The sequence below is a fragment of the Paenibacillus sp. FSL R7-0179 genome (assembly GCF_038002265.1).
Taxonomy (GTDB): domain Bacteria; phylum Bacillota; class Bacilli; order Paenibacillales; family Paenibacillaceae; genus Paenibacillus_AQ.
Window position 1 is genome coordinate 1,811,387 of the sequence record NZ_JBBOCC010000002.1, and the last position, 21,622, is coordinate 1,833,008.

15 protein-coding genes are annotated in these 21,622 nt (G+C 54.9%); 12 read left to right on the forward strand and 3 right to left on the reverse strand.

What is annotated here, in order from left to right; all coding sequences use genetic code 11:
* The first annotated feature begins 41 nt into the window (after positions 1-41).
* The 4 genes from MKX63_RS24225 (at position 42) to MKX63_RS24240 (ending at position 4,661) form a co-directional block, all read left to right on the forward strand.
* The gene (locus MKX63_RS24225) at positions 42-929 is read left to right on the forward strand and encodes a carbohydrate ABC transporter permease (protein ID WP_341023237.1); all 888 of its coding nucleotides are present in this window, start codon (positions 42-44) and stop codon (positions 927-929) included.
* A 60-nt stretch (positions 930-989) separates the two neighbouring features.
* Positions 990-2,777: a sensor histidine kinase gene (locus MKX63_RS24230; RefSeq protein WP_341023240.1), complete on the forward strand. Its 1,788-nt coding sequence runs from the start codon at positions 990-992 to the stop codon at positions 2,775-2,777.
* Positions 2,764-4,383 (forward strand): response regulator transcription factor, encoded by a 1,620-nt coding sequence (locus MKX63_RS24235; RefSeq protein ID WP_341020653.1) that lies wholly within the window; start codon positions 2,764-2,766, stop codon positions 4,381-4,383. The genes MKX63_RS24230 and MKX63_RS24235 overlap by 14 nt, the downstream gene beginning before the upstream one ends.
* A gap of 89 nt (positions 4,384-4,472) precedes the next feature.
* Complete coding sequence (locus MKX63_RS24240; protein ID WP_341020654.1) at positions 4,473-4,661, forward strand: hypothetical protein; 189 nt, start codon at positions 4,473-4,475, stop codon at positions 4,659-4,661.
* Between the two features lie 132 nt (positions 4,662-4,793).
* On the opposite strand, the gene MKX63_RS24245 is transcribed toward MKX63_RS24240, so the two are convergent.
* A complete protein-coding gene (locus MKX63_RS24245; protein WP_341020655.1) occupies positions 4,794-5,936 on the reverse strand; it encodes a glycosyl hydrolase family 8 in 1,143 nt (380 codons plus the stop codon).
* Between the two features lie 225 nt (positions 5,937-6,161).
* Here MKX63_RS24245 and MKX63_RS24250 point away from each other — a divergent pair, with 225 nt between their 5' ends.
* Together MKX63_RS24250 and MKX63_RS24255 are read left to right on the forward strand one after the other, a co-directional pair.
* Positions 6,162-7,979 carry a family 43 glycosylhydrolase gene (locus tag MKX63_RS24250; protein ID WP_341020656.1) on the forward strand — a complete coding sequence of 606 codons (1,818 nt, stop codon included), beginning with the start codon at positions 6,162-6,164 and terminating at the stop codon, positions 7,977-7,979.
* A gap of 50 nt (positions 7,980-8,029) precedes the next feature.
* Complete coding sequence (locus MKX63_RS24255; RefSeq protein ID WP_341020657.1) at positions 8,030-9,457, forward strand: family 43 glycosylhydrolase; 1,428 nt, start codon at positions 8,030-8,032, stop codon at positions 9,455-9,457.
* Between the two features lie 126 nt (positions 9,458-9,583).
* On the opposite strand, the gene MKX63_RS24260 is transcribed toward MKX63_RS24255, so the two are convergent.
* The gene (locus MKX63_RS24260) at positions 9,584-10,477 is read right to left on the reverse strand and encodes an AraC family transcriptional regulator (RefSeq protein WP_341020658.1); all 894 of its coding nucleotides are present in this window, start codon (positions 10,475-10,477) and stop codon (positions 9,584-9,586) included.
* Between the two features lie 119 nt (positions 10,478-10,596).
* Between MKX63_RS24260 and MKX63_RS24265 the strand changes: the two genes are divergently transcribed.
* Positions 10,597-13,023, forward strand: a complete 2,427-nt coding sequence (locus MKX63_RS24265; protein ID WP_341020659.1) for a glycoside hydrolase family 31 protein — start codon at positions 10,597-10,599, stop codon at positions 13,021-13,023.
* Between the two features lie 57 nt (positions 13,024-13,080).
* Here the strand turns inward: MKX63_RS24265 and MKX63_RS24270 are convergent, their stop codons facing one another.
* A complete protein-coding gene (locus MKX63_RS24270; RefSeq protein ID WP_341020661.1) occupies positions 13,081-13,947 on the reverse strand; it encodes an AraC family transcriptional regulator in 867 nt (288 codons plus the stop codon).
* A gap of 131 nt (positions 13,948-14,078) precedes the next feature.
* On the opposite strand from MKX63_RS24270, the gene MKX63_RS24275 reads away from it, so the two are divergent.
* From MKX63_RS24275 to MKX63_RS24295, 5 genes are all read left to right on the forward strand, one after another.
* Complete coding sequence (locus tag MKX63_RS24275) at positions 14,079-14,915, forward strand: amidohydrolase family protein (RefSeq protein WP_341020663.1); 837 nt, start codon at positions 14,079-14,081, stop codon at positions 14,913-14,915.
* A gap of 20 nt (positions 14,916-14,935) precedes the next feature.
* Positions 14,936-15,895 carry an aldo/keto reductase gene (locus MKX63_RS24280; RefSeq protein ID WP_341020665.1) on the forward strand — a complete coding sequence of 320 codons (960 nt, stop codon included), beginning with the start codon at positions 14,936-14,938 and terminating at the stop codon, positions 15,893-15,895.
* Positions 15,895-16,914 (forward strand): zinc-binding alcohol dehydrogenase family protein, encoded by a 1,020-nt coding sequence (locus MKX63_RS24285; protein ID WP_341020667.1) that lies wholly within the window; start codon positions 15,895-15,897, stop codon positions 16,912-16,914. Before MKX63_RS24280 ends, MKX63_RS24285 begins: the two co-directional genes overlap by 1 nt.
* A gap of 51 nt (positions 16,915-16,965) precedes the next feature.
* Positions 16,966-19,218 (forward strand): glycoside hydrolase family 95 protein, encoded by a 2,253-nt coding sequence (locus MKX63_RS24290; protein WP_341023242.1) that lies wholly within the window; start codon positions 16,966-16,968, stop codon positions 19,216-19,218.
* Positions 19,219-19,855: 637 nt separating this feature from the next.
* On the forward strand, positions 19,856-21,553 hold the full coding sequence (locus MKX63_RS24295) for an extracellular solute-binding protein (protein ID WP_341020669.1): 1,698 nt from the start codon (positions 19,856-19,858) through the stop codon (positions 21,551-21,553).
* Positions 21,554-21,622: the final 69 nt, after the last annotated feature.

A 21,622-nucleotide genomic window follows, 5' to 3' on the forward strand; every position in this document is an offset into this window, starting at 1 on the left:
GAGTACCCTTGGAGCAATCGCTTACGCCTAAACAGGCAGACATAACTACTGTTCACCGTTCCAAAAAGTTCGACGGGATATCGGTGCTGAACGCCGCCTTCCTCATTCTGGTCTCACTGCTCTGTATCCTGCCGCTCGTTCATATTATAGCGGTGTCCTTCAGCTCCAGTGCGGCAGCCTCCGCAGGGTATGTCAGGCTCTGGCCGGTAGACTTCACGTTCGCCTCGTATATGTATACGATGAGCCGCACGGAATTCTGGCAGTCGATGGTGGTATCACTGACCCGGATCGGGATCGGGACGCCGCTGAACCTGCTGCTGACGATCCTCGTGGCCTACCCGTTATCCAAAGAATCACACGCTTTGCGCTTCCGCAGCGTCTATGCCTGGGCCTTCTTCGTCACGATGCTGTTCAACGGCGGGCTGATCCCCTGGTATACCACACTCAAGGAGTATGGCCTGCTGGATTCCATCTGGGCACTGGTACTGCCTGGCGCAGTTCCTGTGTTCAGCGTAGTGCTGCTGCTTAACTTCTTCCGGGAGATTCCGAAGGAGCTGGAAGAGGCGGCGCTGATTGACGGGGCCGGCCACTTCCGGACAGTCTGGTCCATCTTCGTGCCGATCTCCAAGCCCGCGCTGGCAACACTGGCCCTATTCTCGATGGTGGAGCACTGGAACAGCTGGTTCGACGGCCTGCTGCTTATGGGGAATCCGGCCAACTATCCGCTGCAAAGCTATATTCAGACGATTGTCATCCAGCAGAACCTGTCGAATATGTCGCGTGATGCCATGCTTGATCTGGCGCTGATCTCGGACCGGACGCTGAAGTCCTCCCAGATCTTCCTCGGCTCCCTGCCGATTATTCTGGCGTATCCGTTCCTGCAGAAATATTTCGTGAAGGGAATTGTACTCGGCAGTGTCAAAGGTTAACCACCCGGAAGTTATGCATAAGCCTGCGGCTCCCCACGGATTCAGGCTATAATGGTGAAAATGATTGCTGGGGGTCTGGGATTGTTGTTCAAAAAGGATTACTCACTGCGCAATACGATATTTCTGCGGCTGATTGTGACCTTTCTGCTCATTATGCTGCCTATTCTTGTCTTCGCCGCTTATCTGTATCAATGGATTATGCAAACGGCCAGCAGCGATATCCGAAGCTCGGCCAGCGCCCAGACCGTCTTTTACTTAAATGATATGGAGAATGAGATCGAGCGGATGAAGCTGCTGCAGTACAGTCTGCTGGAGGATGAGGATCTGAACAAGCTGGCCCTGACCTGGGAGACGCTGCCGACCATTGACCGCACGGAGAATCTGAATTCACTGATGAAACGGCTGTTCATCGTGCAGAACAGCAGCACGTATATCAAGGACGTTAGGGTTCATATCATGACTATAGGCCGGACGATCTCATCGGTCGGCGGTGTGCGTGAGATTGAACTGAAGCGCTTCCGCGAGATCCGCTCGGTCTTCGGGGACCGCCGTTCCCAGGTGATTGAGTGGGATGGCGGCCTGTATCTTAGCGCGATGAAGCAGCGGGGCATCAAGGGGGCGGAGCCGGTGCTGACGGTCGAGATTGAGCTGGATACCCAGGAGCTGCGGGCGGCGCTGGGCCAATTCAATACGTATCCCGGCAGTGGAACGCTATTGCTCTCCGATAGTGCGAGATTCGCGCTCTACAGCATGACCGGCGAGCTGGCGCGGGCGGAGCCGTCCCAGTATGCCCGGGATATCCGCGCGGTGGCCTCCGGGGAGAGGCTGAGGATCGCCGGTGCGCCATATTACATCGTCCAGACCGGCTCGCAGGAGCTTGGGTTGTCCATTTACCGGATCATCCCGGAGGATATTATCAAGAATCCGCTTAGCAAATTCTATACCTGGGCCTGGGTGTTTGGTGTGGCCGCGCTTGCTATCATTATTGCTTTTGCGCTGTCGACCTACAAGTTCATTCATAAGCCGATGCTGACGCTGGTGAAGAGCTTCCGGAGAATGGAGCAGGGCGATCTGGATATTCATATCCAGCATGAGTCGAAGGATGAATTCCGTTATCTGTACAGCCGCTTCAACCAGATGGTGAGCAATCTGCATTCCCTGATCGATCAGGTCTACAAGCAGAAGATTATGGCCCAGCGGGCAGAGCTGAAGCAATTGCAGTCACAGATTAACCCGCATTTTCTGTATAACAGCTTCTTCATTCTGAACACGATGGCGAAGACCGGCGATACCGAGCGGATCGAACAGCTTACAACGATGCTCGGCGAATACTTCCAGTTTGTCACCCGTAACGCTTCTGACCTGGTGTCCTTGGAGCAGGAGATTCACCATGCAAGAATGTATACAGAGATTCAGGCCATGCGTTTCTCCCGCAGAATTGGAGTCCGGTTCGATGCCTTGTCCGAGGAGCTGAAGAAGGTGTCCGTTCCGCGGCTGATTGTGCAGCCGATTATTGAGAACGCGTTCAAGCACAGCCTGGAAAAGAAATCCATGGAGGGCCTGATCATTATCCGCTTCGCCCAGGAAGGCCCGGACATCCGCATTATCGTAGAAGATAACGGGGATAGGCTGAGTGATGATACGCTAGAGCAATTGAGAGAGTCCCTTAATGTTTATCGAGAGCAGGCGGAGACAACGGGACTGGTGAACATTCACCGGCGTATCCGCATTACCTTCGGCGAAGAGAGCGGCTTGCTTGCGGACCGGAGTGAGCTGGGCGGATTAAGGGTAACCATCCTTCTTAGAGCGGGAGGTGAGAATGCTGGTGTACAGGATGCTTATCGTTGATGATGAAGAGATTATCACAGATGGACTGGCGGTTATTTTCGGCAAAATGGAGCTCGAGCTGGACATCTACAAGGCCTACTCGGGCCGCGAAGCGCTACATCTGCTGCACCGGACCCGGGTGGACCTTGTTCTCTCAGATATCTGCATGCCTGAGATGGACGGGCTGGAGCTGATGAAGCATATCCGCCGGAGCTGGCCGCAATGCAAAATCGTCTTCCTGACCGGACACAGCGACTTCAATTATGTCTACCAGGCGATTCAGGCTCCGGGCGTTCAATATGTGCTCAAGAATGAAGGTTATCCGAAGCTGATTGAGGCGGTGATGCGTGCGCTCCAGGAGCTGAACGACACCATGCAGGTGAATGATCTGATCCGTGAGTCCAAGGAGCAGCTGAACACGCTGGAGACCTTGGCGCAGGGCGATTATTTCCGCCATCTCATTCACAGCGTCAAGGCGGACCAGGATATGGCCGGGGACTTCGTCCGTCTGAACATTCCGCTGGATGCTTCGCGGCCGGTCCTGATCGCACTGGGCAGTATCAGTGATCCTGAATCCTCGCGCACGTATATGGACCGGCGGGAGACGGCGCTCGCGGTGAAGTTCCTGTCCGAGAAGCTGCTGAAGGAGCGGACGGTCAGTCTTGGGGTCATCGACCGGTACGGTGACCTGATCTGGCTGATTCAGCCGGGCGGTACGGGAGAGGCTTCGCAGCCGGAGGATCTGGAGCAGATGATTAAATTCCTGGAAGGCACCTTCGAGCTGATTCAGCAGTCGTGCCGGGAATCACTGGAGGTCGGGATGGCCATCACCCTGAGTGCAGAGGAGTCTGCGTGGTCCAGGCTTCCGCTTGTGTACGATAAAGCGAGGCAGGTTCAGCATTACCGGGCCGGGGATGGGGAGCGGATGGTGCAGAAGGTGCAGCTGAATGAAGCGGCGGTGCCGGATACCGTGCGTGACCGCTTCCTGCGTGACAAGGTGGAGACCTTGGCTGCACATCTGGAGGCGGGCCGCAAGGAGGAGTTCCTCCAGCTGTTCGGGGAGATGGCTGAACCGGCAGGGCATGAATGCACACGGGGCAATCCTTATCTGACTGAACTATATTACACCATTGCCCTGATGCTCATGTCGTATACGAACAGATGGGAAGCCGACGGGGAGATTGGGGCAAGCGGGCTGATGCAGCTTGAGGTCCACCGGACGCTGGGAGAAGCCTTCCAATATCTTCGGGACACGGCTGAGCTGCTGTTCTCTGTCAGGAAGAACGGGGAGCAGAAGCGGGCAGCGGGTGTCATCGACCGGATCTGCATATATATAGAAGAGAATCTCGACCAGGACCTGTCGCTCGTACGGCTGGCCGATGTGATCCACTTCAATCCCTCCTATCTGTCCCGCCTGTTCAAGCAGGAACGGGGAATCAATCTGTCCGAGTACATCGAGGATATGCGCGTCCGCCAGGCCAAGGAGCTGCTGCGCAGAGGGGAGTTGAAGGTCGCCGAGGTCGGCTCGCTGATCGGCTACGTCACCCCGCAATCCTTCACCCGGGTATTCAAAAAATGGACCGGCACCACGCCACAGGAATACCGTGCGGATGTGGTGGGGGGCTGAAAGGATAAGAATATAAGGGAATCGCTCCTTCGGGATGGATAGCGTTGCCTCCATCGCCCGGGGGAGCGATTGTTCGTTGAGGAGAGTAAATGAGAGGGATAAATCCCTTTGGTGGGGCTGGAAGTGGAGTAAATGGTGAAATGAAAGGGATAAATCCCTTTGGTGGGGCTGAAAGTGGAGTAAATGGTGGAATGAGAGGGATAAATCCCCTTGGTGGGGCTGTGCTTGGGCTAAAGGAGTGCCTGAATATGCCGGACGTAGGCAAAATGAGTAAATGAGGTGCATTAGTGCTCCTGAATATGCCGGACGCGGGCGAAATGAGTAAATGAGGAGCCCTTGTGCAGCACAAGGGCTCCTCGTTTCAATTCCGCCTTAAATGGGGCGGATTGCTTCAAGCTGCTTACTGTTACTTATTTATAAATCCGATAATTCCCGCTCAGCGCCAGCATGGTGAAGAAGTACAGGCAGTTGTCATAATAGCGCCGTTCTCCGGTGCGCAGGGGAGTGTTCCAGAACAGCTTGACGAAATGCCCGGCATCCGGTCCGTCAGCAGCGAGCGAGGCCATGGCCAGAGTGGACAGCAGGCCGACCGGATGCAGGGACAGCTCGTCAAAAGGCTGGCCATCAATCGTATACCGCCGGTAATCAGCCGGATCGATATCGCGGAAGAAAGCCTGGATGCGGTTAGACTGCTCCACCTGCCAAGGATCGCAGTGGAACCATTCATAATCCAGCCCGATGTTGGCGGCTACCCGGTAGGCGTCGCTGAAGAAGTGGCGGTAGTCACCATGCGGCTGGGGTTCAGCTGGAGTTCCGTCATAGTTGGCGTATTCCGGGGACAGGCCGGTTGCGGGATGGCAGGCCAGATGCAGGTAATCCCGGCTACGGGCGGCCGCATCCTTCCAGAACGCCCGGTCTGCTTCATCCGCCTGCAGCGCGAACAGATCATAGAAATGCGGCAAATGATAGGAGGGATCGCTGAACGGAGTCTCCGGGATGAACTTGATCAGCCGGGTCTCGGGGTCCCACATCGGATCGCCTTCCCCGTCTTCTCCCTTGTGCACACAGGCGCGGAGAATGATTCTGGCCTGCTCCGAATAATTGAACGGCGGGGCCCCGTCACCCCAGCGGCGGGAAGCGAAGAACAGCGCCATCGCGAAGAACTCCTCCCCGTCCGGGGCGGGTCCTTGCGACAGCCGGGTGCCGTCCAGCTTACAATGCCAGGCGAAATAATCCTTGTAACGGCCCTCCGTATGCTGCATGAAGACTTTGGCGAATGTCCAGAGCCGGTCAAACTCCTCTTTTTTATCCATCTGAACCGCCATCATCATCCCGTAGGACATGCCCTCTGTGCGCACATCGGTATTGCCTGTATCTACGATATAACCCTTATCCTCATCCATAGTATGGTAGAGCCGCACATCAGGGGCACCGTAGAACATTTCGTTCCAGGTATCCTCCAGCCGCTGCTGGATGGCCTCCGCACACAGTCCGTTCTCAAGGAACAGATTTCTATACTCTCCTGTATAAAAAGAACCCTCTGTAGTATTCATCATAACATCCTCCAGGTGAATTTTATTTTGCCCAAGTATACCATAAGCGGCGGTATAGAGATTAAAGCGTTTTCCAGATAATTTATAGACGATTCCGGCTCCGGACCATAATCTAAGGATAGATCAAGCTTAGGTGTCTATATGTCATGGACTTCACGCCAAGAGCTTCTCTATACTGGTAGGGACATGCTGCAAGATGAATAACAAGGTAAGGGTGATAGAGCTATGAATGAGGTGTCAGAGCTAATGAAGCTTACAGTCTACACACGCATACCGAACCAGGATTACACCGGGTCTCTAAGCAACAGTGTTCATATGGCCTGCGCAGATGATCATAACGGATTTCAGCCGCTTAACCGGAACTATGGCCTGTTATTTGCCGTGGCCACCGTGGATGAGAAGAATGTGATCCATGAAAAAGGACTGAAAAATCCCTATCTGTTCCGCACACAGGATGGTGCTTTCGGGATGATTGCCGTAAGGGTGGACGCCTCGGGAGAGGATGACGGGGAGAGCAGAGGACAGATTCTGCTGTGGACCTCGCCGGATCTGGTGACCTTCGATGCCCAGCAGCTTGTACGGCTCGATAATGAACGCTATGTAAAAGAAGCCGTCTGCGCACTGGACAGCACCGGCGGATATGAGATCCGCTGGCAGGATAACGACGGCAACTATTACGTGAACCGGCTGGCTGACCTGCGGAAGCCGGAAGGGATCTCGCCGCCGGAGCCTGCTGAAGCTTACACGGTAGAGCAGCCCGCTAGGCCGCTGACCGGCACCTGTCCGGGGAATGTGCTGACAGTGGACGGTCCCACAGGCCGCAAGGTACAGGCAGCATGGACCCCGGTGTATAACACCGATATCCGTGTGGAGGAACAGGTCAGTGTCCGTTCCGCCGGCGAATTGGCGAAGGTCAGAGCCACCGCGCTGTATTCTGACGGCTCCACTGCCGATAAGCGGGTGGACTGGGATACCACAGGGATTGATTTCACCTTGCCGGGAACGTATACCATACATGGCAAAGTAGTCACCTACGACTTGCCGTTCCCGTTGGCAAGCGGCTATGCAGACCCGGTAATTCTCCCTTGGAACGGCAGGTACTACTTCCTGGCTACCAATGACAATGTCAATAATATCGGCATCTATGTCCGCGTGGCAGATACCTTGCAGGACTTATTCGTTCCGGGCTTCGAGGAAGCCGTTATTCTGGACCTGAATGAGGAGCTGAACTTCATCCAGACCTTCTGGGCGCCGGAATTCCATGTCATCGGCGGGGAGCTGTACATCCTGTTCGCTGTTGGCGGCAAGGTATGGGGACCGCAATGCCATCTTATGAAGCTGAATCCCGGCGGTGATATTATGCAGGCCGGGGATTGGAGCACACCGGTCCGGGTGAAGCGGATGGACGGTACTCCATTGGCCGGAGACGGCATTACGCTGGATATGACTTATTTCAAGGCAGACGGCACCTCCTGTGTAGTCTGGTCTTACCGCAAAGGGATCGGAACGCCGCTGGATACCGGCTCCATGCTGTACATCGCCACTGTAGATGAAGCGAACCCGGCGGTGTTAACCAGTGAGCCGGTGCTGCTGTCGCGTCCGCTGCTCGGCTGGGAGAATGTTCAGGGCACGATCAATAACGAAGGCCCGTATCCGCTTCTTACGGAAGATACCGTGTATATTGCCTACTCCGGCGGGGCGGCAACGGGATATACCTATGCGGTAAGCTGGTTAAGCATTCCACGGGGCGGCGACTATCTGAATGCCGGTGCCTGGAGCAAGGCAGGCACGCCGGCACTTTCTTATTATTCGCTGGACGGGGTGTACGGTCCGGGGCATAATTCCTTTTTCCAGGATACTGACGGTACTACGCTAGTCCTCTACCATGGGGAAGAGCAATTGGTGAAGCATGGAACGAGATGCTCGGCGATCCACAGAGTCCATTACAATAGTAACGGCATTCCACTGCTCGATGTGGCCGGGGAGAGAGATGTACATCCGGATTACGCCGAGTGCACGATACAGGTGACTGTGCTTGATTAGCTAGGCCACACTTACAACGACAATCTATATAACAAATGGAGGATGTTAAAATGACACAACCACAAGGATTGAACCCATATCTGCCTTCCTGGGAGTACGTGCCGGATGCGGAGCCTTATGTTTTTGAAGGAAGAGTATATGTCTATGGCTCACATGACCGGTTCAACGGACACGCCTTCTGTCTGAACGACTACGTCTGCTGGTCAGCGCCGGAGGACAATCTGGGCGATTGGCAATATGAAGGGGTGATCTATAAGACGACAGATGATCCGCTCAACCCGGAGGGCAGCATGTGTCTCTATGCACCGGATGTGACGCAGGGACCGGACGGGCGCTACTATCTCTACTATGTACTGGACAAGGTTTCTCTCGTATCGGTGGCAGTCTGCGATAAGCCGGGCGGCAAATACGAATTCTACGGCTATGTCACCTATAAGGACGGCACACGCCTGGGCGAACGGGAAGGCGATGAGCCGCAGTTTGATCCGGGGGTATTGACCGAAGGAGACACCACGTACCTGTACACCGGCTTCTGCGGATACGGAGACAAGTCCAGGCATGGCGCGATGGCTACTGTACTGGGCCCCGATATGCTTACAATAATTGAAGAGCCTGTGTTCGTGGCACCGAGCCAGCCTTACAGCCAGGGAACCGGCTTCGAGGGCTATGAGTTCTTCGAGGCCCCTTCCATCCGCAAAAGAGGGGATATCTATTACCTGATCTATTCCTCCATCTCGATGCATGAGCTGTGTTATGCCACCAGCAGTCATCCTACCCGGGGTTTTGTGTATCAGGGTGTCATTGTGAGCAACTGTGATCTGCATATCGATACGTATAAGCCAGCGGACCGGACGATGTATTACGGCGGCAATAACCACGGCAGTATCGTGGAGGTTAATGGAGCGTGGTATATCTTTTATCACCGGCATACCAACGGGACAGCGTTCTCGCGCCAGGGCTGCATTGAGCCGATTGCGTTCCGTGAAGACGGCACGATCCCGCAGGTGGAGATTACAACCTCCGGCCCGAACGGCGGTCCGCTGGAGGGACGCGGAGAATATCCTGCTTACCTGGCCTGTCATTTGTTCACCAAGGATCAGGAGATGTATACCGGAGGCTTTGGCCCTATGGGTGCCTGGATGGACAGCCGGTTCCCCAAAATTACGCAGGACGGCAGAGACGGTGAAGAAGAGATTGGCTATATTGCCAATATGACGGAGTCGGCCACCGCCGGGTTCAAGTATTTTGACTGCAAGGGGGTTAGCCGGGTCTCCATCAAGGTGCGGGGATATTGCCATGGTGAGTTCCAGGTGAAGACGGCTTGGGACGGGCCTGCGCTTGCTTCTATACCGGTAGGCTTCACGAACGTCTGGAAAGAATATGCGGCGGATGTGGCGATTCCGGACGGCGTTCAGGCGCTGTATTTCACGTATACCGGGGGCGGCGGCGCGCAGTTTGCTTCGTTTACACTGGCTTAAGCGGTCGCGGGCGGGATGGAATAGAGCATGACAAGGAGCAGTGCCCGAGAGACCTCTCAGGCACTGCTTCTCTATTGGAGGATAGTTATTATTCACGAGTTACGGACTCTGAGTCCGCTCCGGAGACTACACACCGGAAGAATACCGGGCCTTGTACTCTGAGGGCGTCATGTTCATATAATGCTTGAACCATTTGGAGAAATAGCTGACATGCTGGTAGCCTGACTCCAGTGCAGCCTCCAGTACATTGTATGAGCCGCTGCGGAGCAGACTGGCTGCTTGGCTGATGCGGATATAGTTCAGATACTCCATCGGGCGCATCCCTGTCTGAGCCTTGAAAAACTTGCAGAAATGCGAGCGGCTCAACGCCACCACAGAGGCAAGCTGATCCAGCTCCAGCCGGTCGCGGGAATGGGCTTCCATATAGCTCAGCACCTCCCGGATCTGCCGGTTATATTCCCGGCCGTGCCGGGTCTCCGCCGCCGGGTTCAACCCGGTCAGCTTGTACTGATAGCAGTCTGCGATGAACAGCAGCAGGAGCGCCTTCAGACTCATTTCGTATGCCCCGGGCATGCGCTCATAGCGGCTTAACAGCTCCCTGATCAGCTGAAGTAAGGGGGCGTGGGAAGCATCTGCAGCAGATAATAGAGCGGGAAGCCGGACCGTCCCTTGCAGGACGGGGTCCAGGAACAGCTCCTGTACCCGGTCGGGCTGCGGCGAAGACAGCCAGGAGCCTTTGAACACGATGGAGTAATAACAGGTGCCGCCCATAGCAGTGTCTATACCTGAATGAAGCTCCCCGGGATGGACGATCAGGGCATCCCCTGCTTGAATAGCGAACTCACGGCTCTCAATATGGAAGACAGCGCTGCCTTTTGCCAGATAGATAATCTCCATTTCGTTATGCCAGTGTACCGGAAGAATGGAATGCACGCGGGCCTGATGCTCCACCCGGTAGATATGCAGCGGGAATTCCAGCTGGCCGTGCAGCTTGTTCTCCCGGTAACGGTGTTCGTACATGATGTCCTCCTGTAAATCGTCATATTGTGTTGATATCGCGCAAATATATGCTAGATGAACCGATATCAATAATAATATCATTATCATTAGAGGAAGTCATAAGGAAGGGTGGAAGCATTGTGAAACTGATAGAGGTACAATCCGGCGGGGCCGGCGTAAGGCTTGCGACTAGTGAGGGAATGATGCATATCGGCTGGTGTACGCCAGGGATTGCCAGAATCCGTTATACGCTGAATGCTGAGCTGAGCGGCAAAGAGAGTCTGATGGTGATAAGCCAGCCAGCGGCCGGGAACGTAGAGTACAATATCGCAGACCTGCCCGGGCATCTGGAGATCTCAACGGCGCAGCTAACGATTGAAGTGGATAAAGAAACCTGTGCGTTCAGCTACAGAGCTGCGGATGGTACACTGCTGACACGGGAGCCGGCCCGAGGCGGCAAAACCCTGGAGCGCACAGAGGTCTATCATACAGTCTTCGATGCTTCAGCAGATACGGTCGAGACTGGACAGGGTGCTGATGGGCTGCGTGCCAGAGCAGAGGGGGTGAATCGGAGGCTGGACCGGGAGGCTTTTCATACGAAGCTGGAATTTGAATGGCAGGAAGGGGAGGCCCTGTACGGACTTGGCTCCCATGAAGAGGGGATGATGAACCTCCGGGGACGGCAGCAATATCTGTATCAGCAGAATATGAAGGCGGTTGTTCCGGTCCTGGTGTCTACGCGCGGCTACGGGATTCTGGTAGATTCGGGGTCTTATATGACTTTTCATGACGATGCCTTTGGCTCGTACCTCTGGAGTGATGCGGATGAAGAGATGGATTACTATTTCATTTATGGTCCGGAATTCGATCAGATTACGGCGGGCATCCGCTATCTGACCGGAGAAGCGCCGATGCTGCCGAAATGGTCCTTCGGGTATGTGCAGTCCAAGGAAAGATATGTCTCCCAAGCGGAGCTGCTTGCCATTGTACAAGAGTATCGTGAACGTTCGCTTCCCCTCGACTGTATCGTACTTGACTGGCAGTCCTGGACGGGCAATCTGTGGGGGCAAAAGACTTTCGATCCTGAGCGCTTCCCCGATCCGGTGCAGATGATGGACAGCCTGCATGCTATGAATGCCAAGCTGATGGTGTCGATCTGGCCGATCATGGGTGCGGGCGGGGACAATCATGAAGAGATGAAGGCGCGCGGCTTCCTGCTCGGTAATCAGGCGACTTATGATGCCTTCCGGGAGGAAGCGCGCGAGCTGTACTGGAAGCAGGCCCATGAAGGATTGTTCGCACATGGAGTCGATGCCTGGTGGTGCGATTGCACTGAGCCGTTCGAAGCAGACTGGAAGGGGGCAGTTAAGCCGGAGCCGGAGCAGCGGCTGCTGATTAATACGGCAGAATCGAAGCGGTATCTCGATCCGGGCTTGATCAATGCTTATTCTATGCAGCACTCCAAAGGAATCTATGAAGGCCAGCGTGCAGCGACCTCAACGAAGCGGGTAATCAATCTGACACGTTCTGCGTTCGCAGGGCAGCACCGCTATGGCACAATTACATGGTCTGGCGATATAGCCGCCAACTGGGAGACGCTGAGGAAGCAGATAGCAGACGGCCTTAACTTTTGCCTGACCGGTTCGCCTTATTGGACGCTGGATATCGGAGCGTTCTTCGTGAAGAATCACAAGGAGCAATGGTTCTGGAACGGGGATTATGACGAGGGTGTTGCCGATCTGGGCTACCGGGAGCTGTATGTCCGCTGGTTCCAGCTTGGCGCGTTCCTGCCGATGTTCCGTTCTCACGGAACCGATACGCCGAGAGAGATCTGGCAGTTCGGCCAGGAGGGAGAGCCGATGTATGATACCTTGGTGAAATACCTGAAGCTCCGTTACCGGCTGATGCCGTACATCTACTCCTTGGCCGGAGCTGTGGCACACCGCAGTTATACTATGTTCCGCGCGCTGGCCTTCGACTACCGGGAAGATGTGCAGGTTCATGCTATCGGCGATCAGTTCATGTTCGGTCCGGCCTTCATGGCGGCTCCCGTGACAGAGGCCATGTATTACGGTCCCGGCTCCCGTGAGCTTGAAGGGGTTCTTAAGCAGCGGAGTGTCTACCTTCCTGAAGGCGAGTGGTACGATTATTGGAGCGATGAACGGCTGGAGGGCGGAGTGACGATTGTAGCAAAAGCGGATCTGGAGACGCTTCCCCTGTATGTCCGTGCCGGGTCCATTGTTCCGCTCGGCCCCGATGTTCAGTATACGGATGAACAGCCGGAGGCAGTGACGAGGCTCAAGGTATACGGCGGCAAGGATGCAGCCTTCACCCTGTATGAAGATGAAGGCGATAATTATAATTATGAGACTGGCTCTTATACCATGATTGAGCTGAGCTGGTGTGAAGCGGACCGCAGGCTGACTATCGGGAAGCGGGCCGGAGACTATGCCGGAATGCAGGCGGTAAGGCAATTTGCCGTAGAGCTGGCCGGGCATGCCGGAAGCTGCGTTGTCACTTATGAAGGGGATGCTGTAACCGTCTGCGAGGAGGACCTTCAGAGCTAAGGCAGAAGGTCATTGTAACCAATCCGAACGTTTTGTAAGCTGAATTAAGAAGCACTACTACGCTCTGTTACTCTTGCGGTAGGCGGCGGGTGTCATGCTGGTGATTCTTTTGAACGTACGGTAGAAGTGGGGCAGGCTCTCGAAGCCGCAGGCCATGGCAATCTGCTCGATGGTATAGCTTGATTGCAGCAGGCTGTCCTTGGCGGCAAAAATCCGCTTGGTCGCAATATAATCCGTCACATTCATGCCCAGACGCTGCTTGAAGACCCGGCTGAAATGGGCCGGTGAGATCGAGGCCCGCGCAGCCAGGGAGCTAAGCTCCAGCGGCTGAACGAGATGATCGTTGATGTAGCTGAGCGCCTCACGGAACCACTCCGGCAGCAAGGGATTGGAAGCAACCGGCTCGGCGGCTTGCGGCAGACAGTAGCGGTTTAAATGCAGCAGTGCAAGATGAAGCAGCAGCGTAAGCGCCTGCCCGCCGTCCGGCTGATTCTGCTCGCGCTCCCGGTGGATCGCATCGATATCATTTTGCAGAATCTCAGCATGCTCAGGAGACAGAGTATACTTGTACTGCTTGTTGGTCTTGGCAGCGTCGAACAGCTTCAGATAGGGATAAGACTCACTGTAGGTATGGTTATGGATCAGAGCCGGGCTGAAAAAAAGGGCGGAGGAGGTCACCGGCTCCTCATTGTCGGGAAATCCCCGGTGCACCGTGTTTCCGGGAACAACGATGATGTCACCCGGATGCATCTCATAAAAGGTCTGATCGATGAAAAAGCTTCCTTTGCCGCCGTATACGTAGATGAATTCGTACCAGTCATGCTGGTGGTCGGGCAGCTCGCGCTGCGGGCTTTTCGTTTCCTTATAGTCCAGCAGCAGCGTAATTGGCAATTGATGGTCAAAATGCCTGCGGATCGGTTCCATGAAGTCTCCTCCTGAGTTTCATCTCTGCATTCTTACCCACATCATATCAAAATAAGGTATGAATTTGTTTGTTTTAGCTATTTTTATTCCTTTATCGGATGTTTACAATAAGGTGGAATGGAGGCGTTATCATGTATATTGATGCTCACCAGCATTATTGGAAGATAGACAGGGATGATTATGGCTGGATTACGCCGGAGATTCCGGTGCTGTTCCGGGATTATCTGCCCGCTGATCTGGAGCCGGAGCTAGCGAAGCATGGGATCAGCCGCACGATTGTGGTACAGGCTGCGCCGACCGTGGAGGAGACGGAATACATTCTGGGACTCAGCGGGCAGGCGGAGTCTGTCGCGGGTGTCATTGGCTGGCTGGATCTTGCAAGCCCTTCCTTTCAGGCAGAATTCGAGCGGCTCAGCAGACAGCCGAAGTTCACCGGGCTGCGGGTGATGATTCAGGAGATGGCGGACCCCGGTGTGCTTTTGACCCGGCCATATATAGAAGCGCTCTCATATCTTGCGGAGCGGGATGTGCCGGTGGATCTGCTGGTGCTGGCCGATCAGCTTCCGCAGCTCATTGCGATGCTGGAACAGGTTCCGGGACTGCGGGGAGTTATTGATCATCTGGCTAAGCCGAAGATTGCTTCGGGCCAATTAGAGCCGTGGCGAAGCCTGATGGCGGAGGTGGCTAAGCATCCGGGAATTTACTGCAAGCTGTCCGGGATGGTGACGGAGGCTGATCCGCAGGGCTGGACGCAGGAGGATTTTTCGGCTTATGTGCATGCTGTGCTGGAGCTGTTTGGACCGGGGCGGGTGATGTTCGGCAGCGACTGGCCGGTGTGCCTGATGGCGGCAACCTATGAGGAGGTTGTAGGGATTTTGCGCACAGCACTGCAAGGCCGCTTATCCGCGGAAGAGAGGGAGCCGGTGTTTGGAGCGAATGCTGCTAGATTTTATAAGTTAGATCTATAAACCATAGGAGGTAGTGCAAGATGAAATACAGACAGCTGGGCAATACGGGACTTGAGGTCTCAGCATTAAGCTTCGGGGCCTCTTCGCTGGGCAGCGTGTTCCGGGAGGTTCCGAAGGATGAGGCCATCCTTACGGTTCATACGGCGATTGATCTGGGGATTAACCTCATTGACGTCTCCCCGTACTACGGCCTGATGAAAGCGGAGACAGTTCTGGGCGAGGCACTCCAGACGCTACCGCGTGACAAATATATTCTGAGCACCAAGGCCGGACGTTACGGATCAGATGAATTCGACTTCTCCAGAGAGCGCATCATCCGCAGCGCGGAAGAGAGCATGGCCCGCCTGGGCACGGATTACCTGGATATTCTGCTGCTGCATGATGTTGAATTTGGCTCGTTTACGCAAGTGATGGAGGAGGGCATTCTGGCGCTGGAAGAGCTGAAGCAGGCAGGCAAAATCCGTTACTTCGGCGTCAGCGGCCTGCCGCTGAGTGTGTTCGAGAAGGTACTTCCGCAGACCAAGCTTGATGTCATTCTGTCCTACTGCCATTATTCGCTCAACGATACCACACTGCTCCGGCTTCTTCCGCTGCTGGAGGAGAGCGGCACAGGGCTGATGAATGCGTCGCCCATCTCGATGGGGCTGCTCAGCAACCGCAAGGTGCCGGACTGGCATCCGGCGGGAGCGGAGATTCAGGCGGCGTGTCAGCGTGCTGCTGAATATTGCAGGGATAAGGGGGAAGACATTGCCAAGCTGGCGGTTCAATTCTCTACAGCGAATGAGCAGATTCCTACCACACTGGTCAGTACGGCAACGCCGGAGAATATCCGCAACAATATTAAATGGACCGAAGAGCCCATAGATCAACAATTATTGGCAGAAGTGCGCGATATTCTGAAGCCGATCGACGGGGCGACCTGGCCGAGCGGACTGCCGGAGTGGAACGAAGCACAGAGCCGGAACGGGGAGCGCCTATAATGAAGGGAATTATTTGTGAGGAGATCGGAAAGTTCGTATTCAGGGAAGATCTGCCGGAGCCGGGGCTTGTGGACGGGGAAGCCCTTGTAAGCATCCGCCGTATCGGCATCTGCGGGACAGATCTGCACGCTTACCGGGGGAACCAGCCTTATTTCACTTATCCGCGTGTGCTGGGGCATGAGCTGTCCGGGATTATTGAGCGCATTGGCGACAACCCGCAAGGACTGCGGGCCGGTGACCAGGTCAGTGTCATTCCGTATCTGCATTGCGGAGAATGCCGGGCTTGTCTGAGCGGTAAAACGAATTGCTGCCAGAAAATGAGAGTGTTCGGTGTTCATCTGGACGGCGGGATGCGGGAACGGGTGAGTCTGCCTGTAGGTAATCTGCTGAAGACAGACGGGCTGACGCTGGATCAGGCGGCCATGCTGGAGCCGCTGGCGATTGGTGCCCATGCGGTTCGGCGCTCCGGTGTCGGCGCTGGAGATCAGGTGCTGGTGATCGGCGCAGGCCCAATCGGACTGGGCGTGATGGCCATGGCCCGGTACGCAGGGGCGAAGGTCATTGCGATGGATGTCAACGATGAACGTCTGGCCTTCTGCAAGGGCTGGGCGCAGGCAGAGCATACGGTAAGTGCCTTGAAGGAGCCGAAGGAACAGCTGACGGCGCTTACAGGCGGCAACTTCCTGCCGCATGTCATTGATTCCACCGGCAATATCTCCTCCATGGAAGGGGCTTTTGGACTGGTCGGGCATGGCGGTACATTGACTTATGTCGGCTTGGTCAAAGGGAACATTACCTTTAGTGACCCGGATTTCCATGCCCGCGAAATGACGGTGCAGGGCAGCAGAAATGCGACCCGCGAGGACTTCGAACGGGTAATTAGCGCCATTAGAGACGGTTACATTGATGTGGACCGCTATATTTCCCACCGCTGCTCCTTCGGGGAGATGACCGGGCAGTTCGAGAGCTGGCTGAATCCTGAGTCCAAGGTGATCAAGGCGCTGGTGGAACTGAATTAAGTCTGTTTGAACTGGATCTGAATACGAAGGGACGGAATATCGATGACAAGCATGGAACAGAGCCAGCGGTTATGGTACACGGAGCCGGCACAGGAATGGAATGAGGCACTGCCGGTCGGTAACGGCAGGCTGGGAGCGATGATCTTTGGCAGGGTAGCTGAGGAAAAGCTCCAGCTCAATGAGGATTCCGTGTGGTACGGAGGTCCGCGTGACCGCAACAATGAAGATGCGCTGCCCCACTTGCCGAAGCTCCGCCAGCTGATTCTGGAAGGCAAGCTGCGGGAGGCGGAAGAGCTAGCAGCCATGACGATGGTGGGGCTGCCGGAAGCACAGCGCCATTATCTGCCGCTTGGCGACCTGCTGCTGTCATTCGCCGGACATGAGCAGCCTGCTGAGGACTATCAGCGGGAGCTTGATCTCGAATCCGGCGTATCCCGGGTGAGTTATGTGACCGGCGGGGTCCGGTATACCCGTGAGCTGTTCGCCAGCTACCCGGATCAAGCTATCGTGGTGCGGATTACCTCTGACCGGAAGAACGCAATCTCCCTGAAGGCCAGGTTCAACCGCCAGAACTGGAGAATGCTGGAGAAGACCGAGAAATGGAATGACAGCGGGCTGGTGATGGGCGGAGAATGCGGCGGGCGCGGGGGCAGCTCCTTCGCTGCTGCATTGAAGGCCGTCACGCAAGACGGAACCTGCCGCAATATCGGCGAATATGTGCTGGTGGAGGGGGCAAGCTCGGTTACATTGCTGCTTGCCGCAGGAACCACATTCCGCTATCCCGATCCGGCGCTGTATGCCAAGCGGCAGTTGGAGGCCTTGACTATGGTGCCTTATGAGGAACTGCTTGCCCGCCATGTTGCGGATTACCGCAGCTTGTACGGCCGGACCTCGCTGACGCTCCCGATGAACCCGGAGCTGAGCGGACTGCCAACCAGTGAACGGCTAAATCGGTTCCGGCAGGGGGGAGAAGACCACGGACTGATCTCGACTTATTTTCAATATGGCCGTTATCTGCTGATCGCCTCCAGCCGTCCGGGCTCCTTGCCTGCGAATCTGCAGGGCATTTGGAATGACAGCTTCACTCCAGCCTGGGACAGCAAATTCACAATCAATATTAATGCGCAGATGAACTACTGGCCTGCTGAACTCTGCAATCTGGCGGAATGCCATGAGCCGCTGTTCGATCTGATCCAACGGATGCGTGAGCCTGGACGGGTGACTGCGAAGGTCATGTATGGCTGCGGCGGCTTCACGGCACACCACAATACGGACATCTGGGCAGATACTGCTCCTCAGGATACGTATCTGCCAGCATCGTTCTGGCCGCTGGGAGCAGCTTGGCTGTGTCTGCATATGTGGGAGCATTACCGGTTCAGCCAGGACCGCCAGTATCTGGCGAATGCCTACGATACGATGAAGGAAGCTGCACAGTTCCTGCTTGATTACCTGATAGAGGATGAGTCGGGCCGGCTGATTACCTGCCCGTCCGTCTCGCCGGAGAACACGTATCAGCTGCCCGGCGGAGAATCGGGCGTGCTGTGTGCCGGAGCCTCTATGGACTTCCAGATCATTGAAGCCCTGTTCAAGGCCTGTGTCCAGAGCTCGGAGATTATCGGCTGTGACGAGGTATTCCGCGAAGAACTCCGTTCAGCGCTGAACCGTTTGCCGGGGCCACAGATCGGTAAATACGGGCAGATTCAGGAATGGATGGAGGATTACGAAGAGGTAGAGCCGGGGCACCGGCATATTTCGCATCTGTTCGCGCTGTATCCGGGGGATGCCTTCACGGTGGAGCATACGCCAGAGCTGGCAGCAGCAGCCCGTACGACGCTGGAACGCAGACTTGCCAGCGGCGGCGGACATACCGGCTGGAGCCGGGCCTGGATCATTAACTTCTGGGCCAGGCTGCAGGATGAGCGTAAAGCCTATACCAATGTGCGGGCGTTGCTGGAGCATTCGACCCTGCCTAACCTGTTCGACAATCATCCGCCGTTCCAGATTGACGGGAACTTCGGAGGAACAGCAGGTATCGCGGAGATGCTGCTGCAGAGTCATACAGATAGGATCAGACTGCTGCCTGCATTGCCTGCCGACTGGAACGAGGGCAGTGTCAAGGGTCTGCGGGCGAGAGGCGGCTATACCCTCAATTTCACCTGGAGCGGTGGACTGGTTACGGAAGCAGTGGTAACATGTACCGTATCCGGCCTATGCCGGCTCGAAGGTCCAGGACTTGATCCCGTATCGTTCATAGGAGAAGCGGGCAGTTCGTATACCTTCACCGGTAGAGTAACTTTAGGATAGCTAGTTGACAAATAGGATAATATAGTTATGTAGGATTGGCGTATTTGTGCCAATCCTTTTTGGTGTGGTTAGCTAGAAAGTCGAGTGTGGGTCAAATATAATCGAAAAACCGACTACAATTTGCCGGGGGACGGCGCGCGAGCCGAATGTAATCGAAAAACCGACTACAATTTGCCGGGGTCGGCGTGCGAGCCGAATGTAATCGAAAAACCGACTACAATTTACTGGGGGGCGGCGCACGGGCCGAATGTAATCGAAAAACCGACTACAATTTGCCGGGGGGCGGCGTGCGAGCCAAATATAATCGAAAAACCGACTACAATTTGCCGGGGGACGGCGCGCGGGTCGAATGTAATCGAAAAACCGACTACAATTTACTGGGGGGACGTCGCACGGGCCAAATGAAGAGCACTAATATTCACCCATCACGAGCAGGCCGTAAACACACGCAGCGAGCTCTGAAAGAACGGCAATTCCGCTGCCGCGATTCAAGCAACCGTTTTCTTTTTGTGAATTTATAGGGGGGAAGATCTATATTCTATGAATTGTAAGCGCATTCTGAAAACGTATAATTAAAGTTGTCACCAGGAGAAATTAGAAGCATAAGCGATTAGCCAAAAAGGGGAGGCATAACAACATGCACAAAACGGCAAAACGTTCAGCAGCAGCCGCTGCGGCCGGTGTATTAGCACTCACACTGGCACTGACAGGCTGTGGATCAAGCAATAACACCAGCAACACCGGAAGTAAGGATACCGCAGGCAAGGATACCACCAGCGGAACCAACGCCAGCCCGGCAGCAGCCGGAGACGACACGGCTCCGGTAACGTTCTCGGTATTCATGAATGGTCCCGCACAACAACCAACGCCTGACAATAAGATTTTGAAGCTGATCAAAGACGAGACCGGAATCACCTTTAACCAGGAATTCCTGGTCGGCGACCTGCAGCAGAAGCTCGGGGTCATGATTGCCGGGGGAGATTACCCGGACATCATGTCGGGTGACGACAAATTAATCAATGCCAAGGCATACATTCCGCTGGAGGATCTGATTGAGAAATATGCTCCTAACCTGAAGAAGCATTACGGTGCGGTCTGGAACCAGATCAAGGATGAGAATGACGGCCACATCTACGTTCTGCCAAGCTATGGCGTCTATCAAGGTAAAATTACTGAGCCTACTTATCAGGGACCAGGCTTCTGGCTGCAAAAAGGCGTGCTTGAGGAAATGGGCTACCCTACTCCTAAGACCCTGGATGAGTACTTCGACATCATTGCCAAATATAAAGAAAAACACCCGGACATGATCGGGTTCGAATCACTTAACTTCGACTGGCGCGTGTTCCCGCTGCAGAATCCCCCAGAGCATCTGTCGGGGCATCCGAATGACGGGGCCGTTATTGTAGATAACAATGTAGCACAGATTTTTGCAGACAAGGATATCTCCAAGACCTATTACAAGAAGCTCAATGAGATTAACGCTCAGGGCCTGATGGATAAAGAAGCGTTCGTACAGAACTATGACCAGTATCTGGCCAAGGTTGCAAGCGGCAAGGTCATCGGGATGTTCGACCAGCACTGGAACTTCCAGGACGGCGAGAAATCCCTGATCTCCCAAGGCAAGCTGGAAAATACGTATATCGGTTTCCCTCTGCTCTATCCGGGCGCAGAAGAATGGTATCGTGACCGCGGAGCGGTCGGCACCAACCGCGGATTCGGAATTTCGATTAATGCCAAGGACCCTGTCCGCATTATCAAATTCTGGGATAAGATGATCACCGAGGATTGGCAGAAGACGCTTCAATGGGGCGTGAAAGGCGAAGATTATGAAGTGAACGCAGATGGTTCCTTCTACCGTACACCTGAGCAACGTGCGAATGCGGATAAGACCAGCTGGCAGGTTGCCAACAAAATCACAGGGATGTTCGGTTACATGCCTAAGATTCAAGGTACGTACAGCGACGGTAACGCAGCAGATGCGGGTACACAGCCTCAGGAATTCTTCGACAGTCTGAAGCCTTACGACCAGAAGATTCTGAAGGCGTACAACAAGAAATCATGGTCCGAATTCTTCAAGGAGCCGAAAGAGAACAATATCTACTTCCCTGCGTATTCCATCGTGCTTAAGGATGGTTCACCAGCCCAGCTCGCACAGTCCAAGCTGAATGACCTCATGATTAAGTATTTGCCGAAAGCCATTATGGCCAGCCCGGCTGAGTTCGATAGCGTGTGGCAGGATTATGTGGACAGAATCCACAAGCTGGACATCAAGGCCTATGAAGACCGGATGAATGAAGGCATTCAGCAGCGCATCGAAAAATGGAGCGTTAAATAAACCATTCAATACAGAACTAGGAGCGGGAAATGCTGTTTCCCGCTCTTCCTAAATAAGAATGCGTGAATA

Excerpts from the sequence above, each read along its gene's own strand:
- MKX63_RS24245 (WP_341020655.1), bottom strand. The coding sequence starts at position 5,936 with ATGAATACTACAGAGGGTTCTTTTTATACAGGAGAGTATAGAAATCTG.
- MKX63_RS24235 (WP_341020653.1), top strand. The coding sequence starts at position 2,764 with ATGCTTATCGTTGATGATGAAGAGATTATCACAGATGGACTGGCGGTT.
- MKX63_RS24295 (WP_341020669.1), top strand. The coding sequence starts at position 19,856 with ATGCACAAAACGGCAAAACGTTCAGCAGCAGCCGCTGCGGCCGGTGTA.
- MKX63_RS24270 (WP_341020661.1), bottom strand. The coding sequence starts at position 13,947 with ATGGAACCGATCCGCAGGCATTTTGACCATCAATTGCCAATTACGCTG.
- MKX63_RS24230 (WP_341023240.1), top strand. The coding sequence starts at position 990 with ATGATTGCTGGGGGTCTGGGATTGTTGTTCAAAAAGGATTACTCACTG.
- MKX63_RS24250 (WP_341020656.1), top strand. The coding sequence starts at position 6,162 with ATGAATGAGGTGTCAGAGCTAATGAAGCTTACAGTCTACACACGCATA.
- MKX63_RS24290 (WP_341023242.1), top strand. The coding sequence starts at position 16,966 with ATGGAACAGAGCCAGCGGTTATGGTACACGGAGCCGGCACAGGAATGG.
- MKX63_RS24285 (WP_341020667.1), top strand. The coding sequence starts at position 15,895 with ATGAAGGGAATTATTTGTGAGGAGATCGGAAAGTTCGTATTCAGGGAA.
- MKX63_RS24280 (WP_341020665.1), top strand. The coding sequence starts at position 14,936 with ATGAAATACAGACAGCTGGGCAATACGGGACTTGAGGTCTCAGCATTA.
- MKX63_RS24240 (WP_341020654.1), top strand. The coding sequence starts at position 4,473 with ATGAGAGGGATAAATCCCTTTGGTGGGGCTGGAAGTGGAGTAAATGGT.
- MKX63_RS24255 (WP_341020657.1), top strand. The coding sequence starts at position 8,030 with ATGACACAACCACAAGGATTGAACCCATATCTGCCTTCCTGGGAGTAC.
- MKX63_RS24260 (WP_341020658.1), bottom strand. The coding sequence starts at position 10,477 with ATGTACGAACACCGTTACCGGGAGAACAAGCTGCACGGCCAGCTGGAA.
- MKX63_RS24275 (WP_341020663.1), top strand. The coding sequence starts at position 14,079 with ATGTATATTGATGCTCACCAGCATTATTGGAAGATAGACAGGGATGAT.